This window comes from Streptomyces sp. NPDC057565, assembly GCF_042801455.1.
GTDB classification, from domain to species: domain Bacteria; phylum Actinomycetota; class Actinomycetes; order Streptomycetales; family Streptomycetaceae; genus Streptomyces; species Streptomyces yanii.
In genome coordinates, this window is sequence record NZ_JBHVFU010000004.1 from 348971 (window position 1) to 364094 (window position 15124).

Sequence of the window (15124 nt, forward strand, 5' to 3'; positions counted from 1 at the left end):
AATGCCCAATTTTGGCGCCTTTTTGAAGCGTATAGCCACCTCTGCGCGCCGATTGCGCCGTCGGGACAGAGGGGGCGAGTGGGGCGCAGGCATAACGAGTGCACAACACCCGGGGCGCGAGGCGTCAAAAGCGATGCGCGAGCCACGCCTACCTGCGATTATCGGTTCGCTTCACCGAACCTACACATCGTGCCACGTAGGTGAGGCAACCGGGTCGAGGCGATCGGAGCCCTATCCTTGTCCCGGCAAGGTCACGGACCGGCCCGGCCCCAGGGCTCCAGGCCGCCGAGGCCACCACCCGGCCCCCGTAGCTCAGTGGATAGAGCAGGCGCCTTCTAAGCGCTTGGCCGCAGGTTCGAGTCCTGCCGGGGGCGCTTTGCCCGTACAACATCAGGCCCTCCCTCGGGAGGGCCTTTTTTACAGGTCACCGCACCGTAGCGAGGGCGACGTAGCGAACGCATAAGCGCCGGAACCGTCCCAGGTCACGGTGGGGAGGGTCCGGCGCTGTCCGGCTGTCACCGGGTTTCTACGGGTGGCCACGGTGGATACACGGTGGCGCTTCCAGAGCCGCGCTCAACGCTCCGACAGATCAGGTAGGTCCCCTCCGGCCTCGATGCCCCGACTCTTACGCTGCAAGCCCTCCGGCGGCGCCGAGTACGGTTTTCAAGATCATCCACTTCTGTGCTGCGGCAGGCGCGCTGACCTGTGGTTACGACCTTCCAAGCCGGATACGCCACCCCATATTGGCCAGAGGATGGCCGTAGAGGCTTCAGTCGGAGCGTCCAGACCTTGAGGCAACACTCCGGGCCTGTCGGTCGTGCCGGGCAGAATACGGTTCCGTGAGCCTCCACTACGAAGTCGTCTTCGCCTGCCACCTCCGCGACGACACTCCCGACGCGGTCCTGGACGCCCTGCGATGGCACCTCGGCCTGATCCCTGAACGCCCGGCAGGGCTCGACGGGGAGGAGCACACATATCCGCTGCTCTCCCCGGATCCGGACAGCCGCCTGCCCGGAGGTGACTTCGCGTCCCTACGACGCCAGCCCTGGGGCTTCACGGCCAGCGGTGAGCGCCACGTCTGGGGGCTGTTCAGCCGCAACCTCTGGCTCGACGACATGATGGGTGACCTCGTCCCCATCCTGGACCTGCTCGCACCTCACGTCGAAGAACCTGGCTACGGCGGGCACTTCCGCGAGGAGTTCGACGCCGAGACGACCGTCTTCACCTTCCACGCGGGCACCTACGGGCCGCTGAAGCTCTGACGCCACCTCATCGGGTAAGCAGCACCGCTGACCGGCGACGACGACCTGACAACAGAGGAGTACCTGGAACTGCACGAAGCGTTCGAGGAGCTGGGGGCCTCAACGAAGCTGGTCTGCGTGTTCTTCACGGCCGACGTCGAGAGCGGCATCCATGTCATCCATTGGGGCCAAGCCCACCTCGAGCCGGACCGCACCTTCGACTGGCTCCACAGCGAACAGCTCCGAGTCGCTCCCCAACCTCTTGAGTAACTTGACTCACAGAAGCGATCTCGTCGAGCAGCCCGCGGATGCGCTTCTCGATCTCGTCACGTATGGGGCGAACGGCGTCGACGCCCTGTCCGGCCGGGTCGGGGAGCTCCCAGTCGAGGTAACGCTTGCCCGGGAAGACCGGGCAGGTGTCGCCGCAGCCCATCGTGATGACCACATCGGAGACCTGGACGGCTTCAACGGTGAGCACCTTGGGCACCTCGGCAGAGATGTCGATGCCTGCCTCCGCCATCGCTTCGACGACGGCCGGGTTGACCGTGTCGGCGGGCGCGGACCCGGCGGAACGTACCTGTACGCGACCGCCCGCAAGGTGCGAGAGGAACGCGGCGGCCATCTGGGAGCGCCCGGCGTTGTGGACACAGACGAACAGCACGGACGGACGCTCAGCAGGCTTGTTCATGGCGGGTGTCTCTCTCGGGAGCGGGCTGGTCAGGGGATCGTCGGGGCGGCGGGTTCGGGTTCGCCCGAAAGCAGTGCGGTGCTGATGCGTGCGGGTGCCGGGCGTCCGAACACCGCGAACACCAGCCCCAGCCCGAGCGCGGCACCGACCAGCTGGGCCGCGATGAAAGGGCCGAGCGAGACGGGGGCGATGCCGGCGAACGTGTCGGTGAAGGCACGGCCGATGGTGACCGCGGGGTTCGCGAACGAGGTGGAGGACGTGAACCAGTACGCCGCACCGATGTAGGACGCCACGGCCACGGCGCTGAGGTGGGCCCGGTCGGTGCGGGCCAGTCCGAAGATCAGAAGGATGAGTCCGGCGGTCGCGACCACCTCGCCCAGCCACAGGTGACCGGCAAAGCGGTCATGGGTGGACCACTGCACGAGCGGCTTGCCGAACATGCCGTCGGCCAGGACGGCACCGGCGATGGCGCCCGCAATCTGGGCCGGGACGTACGTGGCGACGTCCCGCGCGGTCGGCCCATCCCCGCTGCGACGGCCGGTGAACCAGGCCGCGAGGGTGACGACAGGATTGAAGTGCGCACCCGAGGCCGGCCCGAGCAGTGCGATGAGCACGCCGAGCCCGAAGACGGTGGCCAGCGAGTTGGCCAGCAGCTGCACGCCGACGTCCCTGGACAGCTCGGTTGCCTGGATGCCGGAGCCGACGACCACTGCGACCAGCGCGGCCGAGCCGATGGCTTCGGCGAGGGCCCGTCGTCCCCGCGACGCGGTCATGCGGTTGCCTCGGCCGTCTGCGATGTCTCCAGGAAGGCGGCGAGCCGGTCCAGGGTGGCCGGCAGCACCCAGTAGTAGACCCACGTACCCCGGCGCTCGCAGTCGATCAGGCCGGCCTGCCGCAGCAGCTTGAGGTGATGCGAGATCGTCGGCTGAGACAGGTCGAAGGCCGGGGTCAGGTCACACACGCAGACCTCACCGCCCGCCCGCGAGGCGATCAACGACAGCAGACGCAGCCGTACGGGGTCACCCAGCGCCTTGAACAGCTTTGCCAGCTCCGCCGCCTGGTCCTCGTCCAGCGGTGCGGTCACCAGCCCGGGGCAGCATGCGCCGTTCTCGTCGCTCTGTCCGAGCACCACAAGCTCTTGCTTCGACATGCCTCTATGTTGACATCCTTCGATCCAAGTCACAAGGTTGCATCGATAGACATCAATCCAAGCCGATGGGAGCCCTGCCATGTCCCGTGCTCAGCTCGCCCTGCGGGTCAGCGACCTGGAGGCGTCGATCGCCTTCTACTCGAAGCTGTTCGGCACCGAACCGGCCAAGCGGCGCGAGGGCTACGCCAACTTCGCCATCACTGAGCCCCCGCTCAAGCTCGTACTCATCGAGGGCGAGCCCGGCGAGGAGACCAGGCTGGACCACCTCGGCGTCGAGGTCGAGTCCATCGACAACGTCAACGCGGCCACCGCCCGGCTCAAGGACGCCGGCCTGGCCACCTTCGAGGAGAACGACACCTCCTGCTGCTACGCCCTCCAGGACAAGGTCTGGGTGCACGGCCCCGGCAAGGAGCCCTGGGAGGTCTACGTGGTCAAGGCCGACGCCGACACCCTCGGCAAGAGCGCCGACCCCGACACCACCGGCGACGGCTGCTGCACCAGCCAGATCGCCGAAACGGCCGCGACGGCAGCGAGTTGCAACTGCGGCTGAGCATTGCTCGTAAGGGCGGGGGGTTTAAATGCTCCACCCCTGCAAGACGGTGCCGCGCCAGAAGCTGGGAGGCTCCGGCGCGGCATTGCTTCAACCGGTACAGCCGGGTACCGTGCCCGCGCAGTTCGTCGGCACGTTGCCGCGAACGCGGCTGCTGTTGAGGCTGACTGTGCCGCCGGTCCTGAGAATGCCGCCGGCGCCTACTCCGCCTGTGGCCTCGTTGCTGTTGACGTTGGTGCGGATCAGGTTGACGGTGCCGCTGAGATTGACGATCCCACCACCATCACCCGCCACGTTGTCGTTGACGTTGCCCCGGAGAACAGGCCACCGTTCTCCCTGGGAAGAGCAGATCACAGGCTCGGGTTTCTCCGTCGCAATGTGTTCACGAAACCCGCTGGGGAGTGTCCCGCCACCGGGCCGGAGTGCGCGCGGCGGCGGACTGTTCTAGCGTCGGACGGAGAAGGGGCGGCCCTGCCGAGCCGACGGGTGCGGGGGCCCGGGACCGCAGTTGTACACCGGCCGCGTCCGCTGCTCGGCGTTGAATCCGCGAGTCCCCGACCAACCCTTGAGAGCAGGTGGCTCCCATGCGCACGTCGGCCCGTACAGCCGGATTCCTCACCGGTCTGACCTTCGCACTCGGCGGCGTGGCCTTCGCCGCTCCCGCCGCCCACGCGGACATCCCGGCCTGCACGAACATGGTCCAACAGGCGGGCGTCCAAGTCTCGGACACTGTCGGAACGGCGTGCACCCAAGGTGTGCACGGTGATCTGCAAGGCTGTGTGAGCACCCTGACCGGGGTCGGCGTGCCGGGCGGCGCCGCGAACGGTGCCTGCCGGATGGCGGCCAACCCGCCGTCGTGACCGCCTCCCTGCCGGCGTACGTCACCTCGGCCGTCGCAGGCGAAGCGGATCTTCGTGGTCAGTCCGCCGTGGGACCGGCCGATCGCCTCACCGGGGCTGGGCCCCCTTGACGTTTCACGGATGGCTCAGAGCTCGCCTGCCATGCCGGGGCGAGCTCCCCCAGCCTGAATCCGCTTCTGGTGATCCTTGACTTCGAGCTGACGGTCAGACAGTCGCTCGGGACCGCTCGCGAAACTTGCATGTACCGAGGTGTCCAGGTCACCGATCCGGCCGGCGAGGGTGCGCAAGGCTTCGGAGGACGGGGAGCCGGGTTGAGCTGTACTCACGAACAACCAGTGGTCCGGGTCACCGGGAAATATAAGGGTCTCATAGTCCAAGGTGACTTCGCCGAGCAGCGGGTGCCGGTAGTGCCTGGTGCCGTGGGAGAATTCCTCCACATCGTGCGCGGCCCACCATCGGCGAAAGTCTTCGTCCACGGCCGACAGCTGATCAATCAGCTCGGTCAGTTGCGGGTCGTTCGGATGCCGACCCGCATACAGATGCAAACCTGTGACGACCATACGGGCGGCCATGTCCCAGTCAATGAATAGTTCACGTGCCGCAGGGTCGAGAAAAACAAATCGCGCCAAATTACGCTCGCGGGCCGGCCTGGCCTCGAAATCGACAAATATCACGCGAGCCATCCGGTTAAGAGCAAGGACGTCCATACGGCCGTCCAAGATCATGGCAGGGGTTTCCCGAAGAACCTCGAGCAGCGCGTACGCACCCGGACGCACTCGCCGCGGAACGGCGGGCCGGCTCACTCTGGCCACGGACTGCGGCCTGGCCAGGTTGAACAGATGCGCGCGCTCGACATCGTCCAGCCGCAGAGCCCGGGCTACGGCCTCCAACACTGCTTCTGAGGCGTTGGCCACCCGTCCGCGTTCCAGACGGATGTAGTAGTCCACGCTCAATCCGGCCGAGAGTGCAACCTCCTCGCGGCGGAGTCCCGGAACGCGGCGGCTCGCCCCCGGCGTGACCCCGGCCTGCTCAGGGCTCACCCGGGCGCGCCGCGAGCGCAGAAATTCGCTCAACTCCTTGTTGTCACCCGAACCGGGCGACGCCTTGGCCATATGTTGAGGCTAGCCTCGGCGCGTCATCCCAGCAAGACGCAGCATTGGGGCACTGCGGCCGCATAAGCCTATCCCTGTCAGCGATAAAGGGAGTCCCTGGAGCGGTCACCCGAAAAACACAAAGTGGAGCCGTCCCGCATACCGTCGGACCAGCGAGTGGCGTCGATTAAATAGGCACTTTCCGAATAAAATCCTGGTGGCTGAAAAGAAGCAGACTGTCTCCGGTCAGGGCCCAGGTGGCGGGCGCTCATGACCCCGCCGGGGGCGGGGCCGGTGGGGAGCCGAATGCCTTGCTTGTCGTCCGGGCGTCGGCCCGTGGCCGCGTTGACGACCTCATTGCCGGTTCCGCGTCGATGAGGATCAACCTGCGTTCTTCCGAAGCCTGCATCGGTCGTTACTCAGTGATGGGAAAGGGGGCCTGCCAGTACCTGGACCAGTAGGCCATGGCCGAGGCGGGCCTGCTTGACCGCCCCCGGATGGATTTGCGGCTGGTTCCCTGGAATTGCACGGGGATCGACTTCTCCTCACCGCTATATACCTGATGGGATGAACCGCAATGATGAGCACTGACCGGACCGCACTCGTTGAGCCGCTGAAGCCCCACAAGATATTCGACGCCGCGGCAGCCGTGATCGACGAGCAAGGGACGGTGGTCGGGTGGACGCAAGCCGCTCAGCGGCTTGTCGGGTACTGCGCTGAGGACGTACTGGGCAGGTCCGCCGCATTCGTGCTGCCGACTTCCGATGAAGCGGGACTATCAGCATTCACCGAGCAGTGCCGTGCTCGGGGCGGCTGGTCCGGCACCGCGGCGGTCCGCCACCGCGACGGCCGCACGCTCAACCTGAGCCTTCGCGTCTCGCTGCTGTGGGGGCAGGACGCAACTCTCAGGTGGCTGGTATTCCTGACTGACATAGGCGCGCTCTCCTCGGGGTTCATGAACGGATCGGTGCGGGAGTCGCTCCTTGTTCGCGCACCGATCGGCATCGTCGTTCATGACCCGCAACTACGTTGTACCTGGGTGAACGACGTCATGGAGCGCCACGACGGCATTCCTCGTGACCGGCGGTTCGGATGTCGACTCGCCCATTCGATGCCCGGCTTCGAGGCCGAAGAGCTCGAAGCAGTGATGCGGCAGGTGCTGGCGAGCGGCACCACCACGGTCCACGAGTACCGGGCGTGGCCGGCTGAAGATCCGCGCCGCGAGCACGCATTCTCGGCATCGTTCCTCTGCCTCCAGGACGCGGACGGCCAGGCGCTGGGAGTGTGCTCCGTGATCGTGGATGTCACCGGCAGCCAGGGAGTGTGCGAGCGCCGTGCCGTCCTCAGCGAGGCCAGCACGCGCATCGGCAGAACCCTGGACGTCATGCAGACCGGACAGGAATTGGCCGACGTTGCCGTGCCCCTGCTGGCCGACTGCGCCATCGTCGACCTGGCAGAGTCGGTTCCGTTCGGCGAAGAGCCCTCTGCCCGCAACGACACCATGAGCGGTCGCCCCCGTATTCTCCGCCGTGCCGGTCTGGCCTCGATTCACCCAGGGGTCCCGGAGTCGCCGTGGGCGCACGGAGAGCCGGTCCTGGTCTCACCGACCTCGCCGTTCGCCAGGGTCCTGCGCACCGGGAGGTCTCACCTGGAACCGGTGCTGGACACCTCTCCTGGGACATGGATCGACCACGATCCCTGTCGAGCGGAGATGATCCTCGAGAACGGGGTGCACTCCCTGATGGTCGTACCCATCCGCGCACGGCGCTCCGTGCTGGGCGTGGCCTTGTTCGCACGCACCGAGTGCCCGATGCCGTTCCAGGAGGATGATCTGCTCCTGGCCGAGGAACTGGTCACCCGGGCCGCGCTCTCGTTGGACAATGCTCGCCAGTACGCGCGCGAACGCACCGCCGCCCTCGCGCTGCAACGCAACCTGCTCCCCCACCGCTTGAGGGGCGGTGTCGCGGTTGAGGCGGCCTCGCGCTACCTGCCGGCCGATATCGACGCCGGTGTCGGAGGCGACTGGTTCGATGTGATCCCCCTGTCCGGCGCCCGTGTGGCCCTCGTCGTAGGCGATGTGGTCGGACACGGCATCGACGCCGCCGCGACCATGGGCAGGCTCCGCACCGCCGTCCACACGCTCGCCGACATGGAACTGCCCCCCGACGAACTGCTGGCCCACCTCGATGACACCGTCCGACGGATGACCGAGGAAGACGCCGACGCCTCAGACCAGACCCCCGCGGTTGTCGGCGCCACCTGCCTGTATGCCGTCTACGACCCGGTCACCCGGAAGTGCACCATGGCACGAGCTGGGCACCTCCCGCCCGCGATCATCGACCCACAGGGCCAGGTCACCTTCCCCGACCTGCCCACCGGAGCCCCGCTCGGCCTCGGCCTCGGGCTGGTTCCCTTCGACGCCGTGGAAGTGGAGCTGCCCGAGGGAAGTCTGCTCGCGTTCTACACCGACGGCTTGGTCGAGTCCCGTGCCGACGACATCGACGTCGGAATGCGCCGCCTGGGCGCCGCCCTGGCGCAGTCTGGTCAGTCCCTGGAGGACCTGTGCTCCTCAGTGATCGAAGCCTTGCCGACTCAGGCACCATCCGACGACGTCACCTTGCTCCTTGTCCGGACCCGCACACTCAAGGCGCCCCAGATTGCCTCCTGGGACCTCCCGAGCGAGCCGACCGTCGTCCGTACCGCCCGGCACATGGCCGCCCGTCAGCTCAGCGAATGGGGCCTGGAGCATCTCGTGCCCGACACGGAGCTGATCGTCAGTGAACTGGTCACCAATGCGATCCGCCACGGCGCCGGCCCAATCCGTCTACGCCTCATCCAGCACCAAGTCCTGACCTGCGAAGTCTTCGATGGTGGAAGCTGCTACCCGCGCCTGCGCCATGCTCGCATCGTCGACGAGAACGGCCGGGGCCTCTTCATGGTTGCTCGGTTGTCCCGCAGGTGGGGCTTCCGCTCCGCGACGGGCGGCAAGCTCGTCTGGGTCGAACAAGACCTGCCCGCCGCACCCTCTCACGCTCATGGCCCCCGCCTGCCGCAGGCGGCCGAGGATCACCGAGGTTGTGTGGCGTAGCCAGTTCGCCGACCGCCGGTCGATCAGCCACGTCGCAGCTGGGGCGTGACACGGAGCAGGCAGCAGGACCAGCGCGGCGTCCGGATCAAGAGCGGAGACAAGAAAGTGCCTTCTGAGCTGGGACGACAGGGCCTGTCCAAGGCTTCTGTCGTCCCAGCGAGAAGTCACTTTCTGCGTAGAGGGAAAGCCTCCTCCTCACGTGCGTGGTCCCGCAGCGCGAAGCGAAGGGCGCCGTCATGCGCGCCTGACGACCAGCACGGCCACGTCGTCGAGGTGGTCCACCGCGACCGCGGCGTCGAGGATTCGTTCAGCAGTCGCGTCGGCGTTCAGCCCGTCGTGGAGGGCTTGGGCGGCCAGTGTTCCGGCCCGCTCCAGTCCGGCGTCCAGCGTCAGGCCCGGCCCTTCGACCACGCCGTCGGTGAGCATGATCAGCGCGGTGTCCTCCTCCAGCGTGAAGGTCTCCTCGAGGTAGTCGGTGCCGGGCAGGACTCCCAACACCGGACCGCCCGGCAGCTCGCGGATGTCGCGGCTTCCGTCTTCGCGTACACACAGCAACGGCACATGGCCTGCGCTGGCGCCGATGACCCGTCCGTCGCGTGGATCGAAGTACAGCATGGTGCAGCTGGCGAATCGTGCCGCGTCCATCGTGACGAGAAGCTCGTTGGTGCGCGTCAGCACGGTTCCCGGCTTCGATTCGTGGGGGGCGATGGCGCGGATGGAGGCGCGCACCTGCCCCATGAAGGCGGCGGCATCCACATCGTGCCCTTGGCTGTCGCCGATCTCCAGGGCCACCGTGCCGTCGGGCATCACGAAGGCGTCGTACCAGTCCCCGCCGATGTCGAGCCCGTCCCGGCTGGGCTGGTAGCGGGCGGCGATCTCCAGCCCCGGGAGATGCTCGGGCAGCGTGGGCAGCATGCTCTCCTGGAGCGCCGTGGCCAACTCGATGCGGGCTTGCTGCAATCGGGTGCGCTTGAGTGCCTGACCTGCCAGGTCGGCCAGGGTACTCATGAGGGCGCGCTCGTCCGGGGACGAATGGTGCTCGCTGTCGTAGGTCACCGCCCAAGCGCCGACAGGCTGATCGCCGACCGGGCTGAGCGGGGTGATCGATATGGCGGCAAAGGAGTCGATCCACGGAAAACAGACTGCCTGCGGCCAGCGACGTATGACCTCATCCCGGTTGGGGATGAATTGCGGCTCTCCGGTTCGGACCACGCAGGTCAGTGGTAGCGGATCACCCAGCGACAGGCCGTCCATGGCGGCGATCTGCCGCGGGTCGACGCTGGCATCGGAGGAGACGCGCAGGAGCCCCGTCCGGTTGTCGACGAGGGCAAGCAAGGCGCCCGTGCCGCCGAAGGTCGCGGCGACCCTTGCCAGGACGACCTGCTGCAACTCCTGCTCGGTGGCGGCGGTGATCAAGGCGGAGGCGAAAGCGGCGATCTCGTCGGCACGCAGCCGCTCGGCACTCACCGCGGCCAGCACCTTCTGTCGGCCCTCCTCGAGCTGGGTCTCGTCGCGGAACACCCCGAAGACCTGCTCAGGGCCGTCGTAGCCCAACCGGATCCGACGGATCTGGCAGGCCACATGGTGCCACCCGTCCTGCTCGGTGAGGAACCGCAAGCTGATCCAGGGGGACTGAGCGGCGGTCGAGTGGATGATCCGCCCCAAGGCCTCCCGGTCATCTGGGTGAACTCGCCGGACCAGACTGGACAAGGAGACCGAGGCCTCCGGGAACGGCGCGGCCAGGGCGGGTGCGCCACCCAGCCATTCCAGCTGGTGATCCTGGGGTGAGTACATCCACAGGCCGAGGTCTGCAGCCGCGGCCGCCAGCCGGAACGGGATCAGCAGACTGCCCAGGTCGTTGCGCGCGTCGACCACATGCACCCACACCAGCCGATGGCCACCCGCGAGATCCGCCGGCCGGGCCTCGACGAGGCTGACCACGTGCGCGCTGCCCGGCCCCGGGAACTGCAGCACACGCATCGCGACCGACTTCGTCGTGGCCCCGTGCGTCAGCAGATTCTCGGCCGCGGCCCGCTGGCCGGCAGGTAGCACGCCAAGGAAGTCATGACCTACGCACTGCTCCGCCGGCCTGCCCAGCGTCGTGGCCATCGAGGCGTTGAGGGAGTGGATGGTGCCGTCCAGGGACAAAAGAGCTGACGGCTCAGCCCTCCGCATGAGTGCGTCCAAGGTGTCCATCTGTCGCTCCGCCGGCAATCATCGAGCGATGGCCCGAATGACCCTCGTCCATCGTATTCCGTTCTTTTGTCCACCATCCTCTCTTTTGTCCACCATCCTCCGTGAAGGGCTCATACACCCGCCCTGCGCCGGCTTGCTGCATCGAGGCCGTCAGGGGTGAACCGACTGACCGTCGAGCCGCGCGTGGCGGTCCCCCTCGGCCTCTTCCGCGCGCGGTCAACCACTGCGGCAGCACGACGTCCGGGCGCCGGCGCCGCGCCAGTTCGATCGCCCGGTCCACGGTCGGCGCGCCGACCTCGGCGAACAGCCGAGCCATGTTGCCGAATCGAAAGTCTTCGGCATCGGAATCATCGTCCTGATTTCCCCAGGGCTCCAATGCCATTTCCGGGTTGCGTTGCACGAATTCGTACTGCAGCTTTGCGTAGTCCACGCCGGGCGACACGTCGACCACCGGCAGCCCGACATCCGCGGCCTTTTTCGTACTGCCGCTCATGACGACAGCGCCACATGAGAAACGTGGGGCGGCAGCCATGAATATGCGGGAGTCGAACGGCGCAGCAAACGGAACCCCGTACAGATATTTGTCAACCATGCACGGGAATCGTCAACCGCGATATTGTGTGACGGACCGCCGGAGCGGAGGGTTCCTGCGCCACCCGGACGCTCAGGGCCGACGGCTCGTGACCGGACCGGTCTCACCGGGGGCGTCGTACGCACGCCGGGCCTCCTCGACCCGCTCCAGGTTCGCCTGGGACCAGTCGGCCAGCACGGCGAACAGCGGCGAGAGGCTCCGGCCGAGGTCGCTGATCTCGTACTCGACCCGCGGCGGCACTTCCGGGTAATAGGTACGCAGTACGAGACCGTCCCGCTCCATCTGCCGCAGTCGCTGCGTCAGCACCTTGGACGTGATGGTGCCGATGCGACGTTCGAGCTCCACGAAGCGCTGCCGCCCGAACGTGTGCAGGGCCCAGAGGATAGGGGTGGTCCAGCGACTGAAGACGATGTCGACCACCGGTCCGATGGGGCACGCCTGGGCCGGAGCGACCGTCGTGGCGGACGGAACTGCCGCTCCCGAAGCGGGAGTCCGGGGGACGGGGGTGTAGGGCATGACGCCTCCAGGGATGTCACTTTCCTTCAGGTAGTCACTGTACGCAGGACGGTGGCTTCCTCAAGGCGACCCGGGAGGGACGCTTCCCGGGGTCCGTCATGCAGGCGTCGGCCGCTCCTGGCGCGTGGTTCCGCGGTGCCCGGCAGCGTGCCGGAGACCGCACCGCCCGGCGTGCTTCCTGTACCAGTCGGCATGGAGCGGGAAGTCCGCCTTGAAGCCGTCACCGGGATCGCAGTCGAGGAGCTCCCAGACCCCGTCATCGGTGAACCAGTGGTCCACGGTGAGCAACTGGAGGGAGTGCAGGAGGCGCGGCGACTCGGCGAGCTGTGCCCGGGCCTCGTCCAACGCGATGTCGGCGGCACCCCACTCCAGTCCGAGCTCGGCGGAGACTGCCGCGACGAGCTCGGAACAGGCCACCGGATCAGGGTGGTTGACATGGTGGACACCCGCGGTCTCCCGGGGCGAGAGCGCCGCGGCGAGCAGAGCCCGGCCCAGCACTCGCACATCGATCATGGAGTGCCGGGCGGCGCACCCGGCAAGACCGGACGACAGTTCCCGGACCAGCGCGACCAGGCCGGGGATCACCCAGCGGTCCCCCTCGCCGTAGACGAGGTGGGGGCGCAGCACGGTCCCGCCCGCGGCCAGCACATGGCGCTCCGCGGCAGCACGCGTGACGCTGGTGAGCGAGCCCGGCGCGAGCGGCGCCCGGCCGGGGGCCAGGTCCCTGAACGGCCCGCGTCCGTAGACCGCTGCCGTGCTCAGATAGACGATGCGGGCGACGCCTGCGCGCTCCGCCTCCTCCACCAGCGCCCGGGTCCCGAGGTCGTTCACGGACCGGACCGTTCGCTCGTCCCCGTTGATCTGCGAGGCGCAGTGAATCACCGTGTCGACCCCGTCGCAGATGCCGCGCAACGATGCGACGGTGGCGAGGTCCCCATACACGGTTTCGATGCCGGAGCCGGCGGCGGAGGCGGGGACGTTCACGGACGCCCTGTGCTCCATCAGTCGCAGCCGGAGCCCGGGGACGGCGTCCGCAGCCGCCACCACATGTCTGCCGACGAAGCCACTCGCCCCGGTGACGAGGATGTGTGTGGTCACGACCGGTCGTCCTCATCTGTGTGGGCGAGTTCGCTGGTGAATACCGGCTCGCCGTCCTGTTGTCCGCGTACTCGCACAATGGTCCGGGAACTGTCGTCGGAGGGCATCAACTCGGCTTCGACCCAGCACGGACTGTCGAGTTCGGCGTATTTGTGGAAGGCGATCTCCACCGACGTCGGGAGGAATGTGTGCCCTGGGGTGACAGCGACGGCTGCCTGCCGGGCCGCTTCCAGGAGCAGGATGCCGGGAACATGGTCGTTCGGGCGCCTGAACAGAGTCGGATGGGTGGTGTCCAGCCGCAACCGCCAGCGGTTGGGCTGGGGTGTCGGCGTCAGTACGACGTCCGACTCCGCCGTCCGGCCCACCTCGTACGGATCCGCACCGGGCAACAGCGGTACGGGACGGCCCACCGTGTCCAGACGGTCCTGCCGCAGGCGGCGGTAGGCGCGCGCCGATGTGCAGCTGATCCGACCCGAGCTGGTCGCCAGCACGGTGCCGCCCCGGTGGAAGCGCAGGTCGACCCGCATACCGGCGATGCTCTTGCCCCGCTTGCGCACATCCGAGCAGGTCAGATGGATCAGGACCTTTCCGGACGCGACCTCCAGGGCGAAACCCGGTACGACGGTGTCGTACGCCAGGTCCCACATCACGAACTGGTCGTCGACCGGGACTCCCAGCTCCGCGTGGGCCAGCATCATCGTCGCCTGCCGCATGGTCTCGGCTATCAGCAGCGGGTCCTGGTGGCGGCCCGATGCGACGGCGAAGAAGCGGTGTGGGCACGGCCATTGGGCCGATACGGAGAACTCCGTATCGCTCAGCCTGCACCAGGCGGTGGGAAAGATGTCCCTGGGGTCGGACCGGTGAACGAGTTCATGCGAGACATCAGTTATCCAGCCTCTCTGCGCCGGGATCGCCAACCGATAGAGACCGGACGGTTCGGTCTCGGTGCGGGTGACAGTATCGGGCAAATCAACATCAACCATCGAAATACCCCCAGCTAATCCATGAGGGAGTGTCTCGCTCCCCCACGGTAAGTTACCGACGGCCCTGGTTTTTCTACAGTCCGGCCGGTGCATTCAAGGCCACAACACCACGAGAGGCAGGAACGCACAGTCGATGGCCCAACAAGCTCGAGCGATCCAGACCCGGCAGTCGATCCTGCTGGCGGCCGCCACTGTCTTTGACGAGCGCGGCTACGGCTCCGCCACCATCAGCGAGATTCTCACACGGGCGGGCGTGACCAAGGGGGCTCTCTACTTCCACTTCGCCTCGAAGGAGGAGCTGGCCCTCGGAGTGATGGAGGCGCAGCTGGAAGTCGGCGCGCTTCCACCCCAGTTGACGAAACTGCAGGAGCTGGTCGACCAGGGTCTGGTGCTGGCCCACCGGCTCCGCCACGAGCCGCTGGTGCGCGCGAGCGTCGGGCTGGCGATGGCGCAGGGGGGCGGTGAACTGGACCGTGGCCTGCCGTTCCACTCCTGGATAGCCCGGCTCGAAACGCTGCTGACCGAAGCGAAGCAGCAGGGCGAGGTGTTGTCCCATGTCAATCCCGCGGAGGCGGCGCAGCTCCTGGCCGGCGCCTTCTCCGGCATCCAGGAGATGTCCCAAGTTCTGTGCGAGCGAGAGGACTTGGAGCAGCGGATCTCGATGCTGCTGCGCTATGTACTGCCGAGCATTGCCCTGCCGGCCGTGCTCGCCATGCTTGAGATCACCGAGACCCGCGCCGAACGGCTGCTGGCCACGGTCGAGGAACCGGACGCACCCGAGGCCGGGAGCGAAGAGGACTAAGGGCTGTCCCGCAATCCCTGGCGGGTGAATTTCCATACCGCACGTCCGGAAACAGCGACGAAACACTGCGCAGCGGCAGTGGGGTACGGCGCTCAGCTCGCCGCCCCTTCGCCCAGGCGGTACCCCACGCCTCGGACCGTGACGATCCAGGCGCTGTCGCCGTCGAACTCCTTCCGGGCGACCTCGACGACCCGCTCGCCGACGCGCATGGGCCTCCTCCAGGGAAGTCACTTTCCTCTAGGTACCTACTTCACTCCGGATGCTAGCTT

Annotated in this window: 15 protein-coding genes and 1 tRNA gene; 6 read left to right on the plus strand and 10 right to left on the minus strand. The window is 67.3% G+C overall.

Annotation, left to right across the window (positions count from 1 at the left end; genetic code table 11):
* The first annotated feature begins 301 nt into the window (after positions 1-301).
* Both ACFU8W_RS11565 and ACFU8W_RS11570 read left to right on the plus strand, forming a co-directional pair.
* Positions 302-374: transfer RNA gene (locus tag ACFU8W_RS11565), tRNA-Arg, on the plus strand.
* Between the two features lie 465 nt (positions 375-839).
* Positions 840-1262 (plus strand): hypothetical protein, encoded by a 423-nt coding sequence (locus ACFU8W_RS11570; protein ID WP_384034921.1) that lies wholly within the window; start codon positions 840-842, stop codon positions 1260-1262.
* Positions 1263-1416: 154 nt separating this feature from the next.
* Here the strand turns inward: ACFU8W_RS11570 and ACFU8W_RS11575 are convergent, their stop codons facing one another.
* Genes ACFU8W_RS11575 through ACFU8W_RS11585 form a run of 3 tightly spaced genes read right to left on the minus strand, consistent with a single transcriptional unit; the run spans position 1417 to position 3079 of the window.
* On the minus strand, positions 1417-1929 hold the full coding sequence (locus ACFU8W_RS11575) for an arsenate reductase ArsC (RefSeq protein ID WP_384034924.1): 513 nt from the start codon (positions 1927-1929) through the stop codon (positions 1417-1419).
* 29 nt (positions 1930-1958) lie between these two features.
* The gene (locus tag ACFU8W_RS11580; RefSeq protein ID WP_384034927.1) at positions 1959-2702 is read right to left on the minus strand and encodes an aquaporin; all 744 of its coding nucleotides are present in this window, start codon (positions 2700-2702) and stop codon (positions 1959-1961) included.
* Positions 2699-3079, minus strand: coding sequence for an ArsR/SmtB family transcription factor (locus ACFU8W_RS11585; protein ID WP_384034930.1), 381 nt, complete (start codon positions 3077-3079; stop codon positions 2699-2701). Before ACFU8W_RS11585 ends, ACFU8W_RS11580 begins: the two co-directional genes overlap by 4 nt.
* A 79-nt stretch (positions 3080-3158) precedes the next feature.
* On the opposite strand from ACFU8W_RS11585, the gene ACFU8W_RS11590 reads away from it, so the two are divergent.
* Together ACFU8W_RS11590 and ACFU8W_RS11595 are read left to right on the plus strand one after the other, a co-directional pair.
* The gene (locus ACFU8W_RS11590; protein ID WP_384034933.1) at positions 3159-3629 is read left to right on the plus strand and encodes an ArsI/CadI family heavy metal resistance metalloenzyme; all 471 of its coding nucleotides are present in this window, start codon (positions 3159-3161) and stop codon (positions 3627-3629) included.
* A gap of 584 nt (positions 3630-4213) precedes the next feature.
* On the plus strand, positions 4214-4489 hold the full coding sequence (locus ACFU8W_RS11595) for a hypothetical protein (protein ID WP_384034936.1): 276 nt from the start codon (positions 4214-4216) through the stop codon (positions 4487-4489).
* A gap of 125 nt (positions 4490-4614) precedes the next feature.
* On the opposite strand, the gene ACFU8W_RS11600 is transcribed toward ACFU8W_RS11595, so the two are convergent.
* Positions 4615-5601 carry a helix-turn-helix transcriptional regulator gene (locus tag ACFU8W_RS11600; protein WP_384034938.1) on the minus strand — a complete coding sequence of 329 codons (987 nt, stop codon included), beginning with the start codon at positions 5599-5601 and terminating at the stop codon, positions 4615-4617.
* A 556-nt stretch (positions 5602-6157) separates the two neighbouring features.
* Between ACFU8W_RS11600 and ACFU8W_RS11605 the strand changes: the two genes are divergently transcribed.
* Complete coding sequence (locus tag ACFU8W_RS11605; RefSeq protein WP_384034941.1) at positions 6158-8668, plus strand: SpoIIE family protein phosphatase; 2511 nt, start codon at positions 6158-6160, stop codon at positions 8666-8668.
* 234 nt (positions 8669-8902) lie between these two features.
* On the opposite strand, the gene ACFU8W_RS11610 is transcribed toward ACFU8W_RS11605, so the two are convergent.
* The 5 genes from ACFU8W_RS11610 to ACFU8W_RS11630 form a co-directional block, all read right to left on the minus strand.
* Positions 8903-10864: a SpoIIE family protein phosphatase gene (locus ACFU8W_RS11610; RefSeq protein WP_384034944.1), complete on the minus strand. Its 1962-nt coding sequence runs from the start codon at positions 10862-10864 to the stop codon at positions 8903-8905.
* Positions 10830-11456 (minus strand): hypothetical protein, encoded by a 627-nt coding sequence (locus ACFU8W_RS11615; RefSeq protein ID WP_384034947.1) that lies wholly within the window; start codon positions 11454-11456, stop codon positions 10830-10832. The genes ACFU8W_RS11610 and ACFU8W_RS11615 overlap by 35 nt, the downstream gene beginning before the upstream one ends.
* Before the next feature lie 72 nt (positions 11457-11528).
* Positions 11529-11972 carry a helix-turn-helix domain-containing protein gene (locus ACFU8W_RS11620; RefSeq protein ID WP_345518153.1) on the minus strand — a complete coding sequence of 148 codons (444 nt, stop codon included), beginning with the start codon at positions 11970-11972 and terminating at the stop codon, positions 11529-11531.
* A 96-nt stretch (positions 11973-12068) separates the two neighbouring features.
* On the minus strand, positions 12069-13070 hold the full coding sequence (locus ACFU8W_RS11625) for an NAD-dependent epimerase/dehydratase family protein (protein ID WP_384034950.1): 1002 nt from the start codon (positions 13068-13070) through the stop codon (positions 12069-12071).
* Positions 13067-14053 (minus strand): ScbA/BarX family gamma-butyrolactone biosynthesis protein, encoded by a 987-nt coding sequence (locus ACFU8W_RS11630; RefSeq protein ID WP_384034953.1) that lies wholly within the window; start codon positions 14051-14053, stop codon positions 13067-13069. Before ACFU8W_RS11630 ends, ACFU8W_RS11625 begins: the two co-directional genes overlap by 4 nt.
* Positions 14054-14186: 133 nt before the next feature.
* Here ACFU8W_RS11630 and ACFU8W_RS11635 point away from each other — a divergent pair, with 133 nt between their 5' ends.
* On the plus strand, positions 14187-14855 hold the full coding sequence (locus tag ACFU8W_RS11635) for a ScbR family autoregulator-binding transcription factor (protein ID WP_384034956.1): 669 nt from the start codon (positions 14187-14189) through the stop codon (positions 14853-14855).
* Positions 14856-14947: 92 nt separating this feature from the next.
* On the opposite strand, the gene ACFU8W_RS11640 is transcribed toward ACFU8W_RS11635, so the two are convergent.
* Positions 14948-15064: a helix-turn-helix domain-containing protein gene (locus tag ACFU8W_RS11640; RefSeq protein ID WP_384034959.1), complete on the minus strand. Its 117-nt coding sequence runs from the start codon at positions 15062-15064 to the stop codon at positions 14948-14950.
* Positions 15065-15124: the final 60 nt, after the last annotated feature.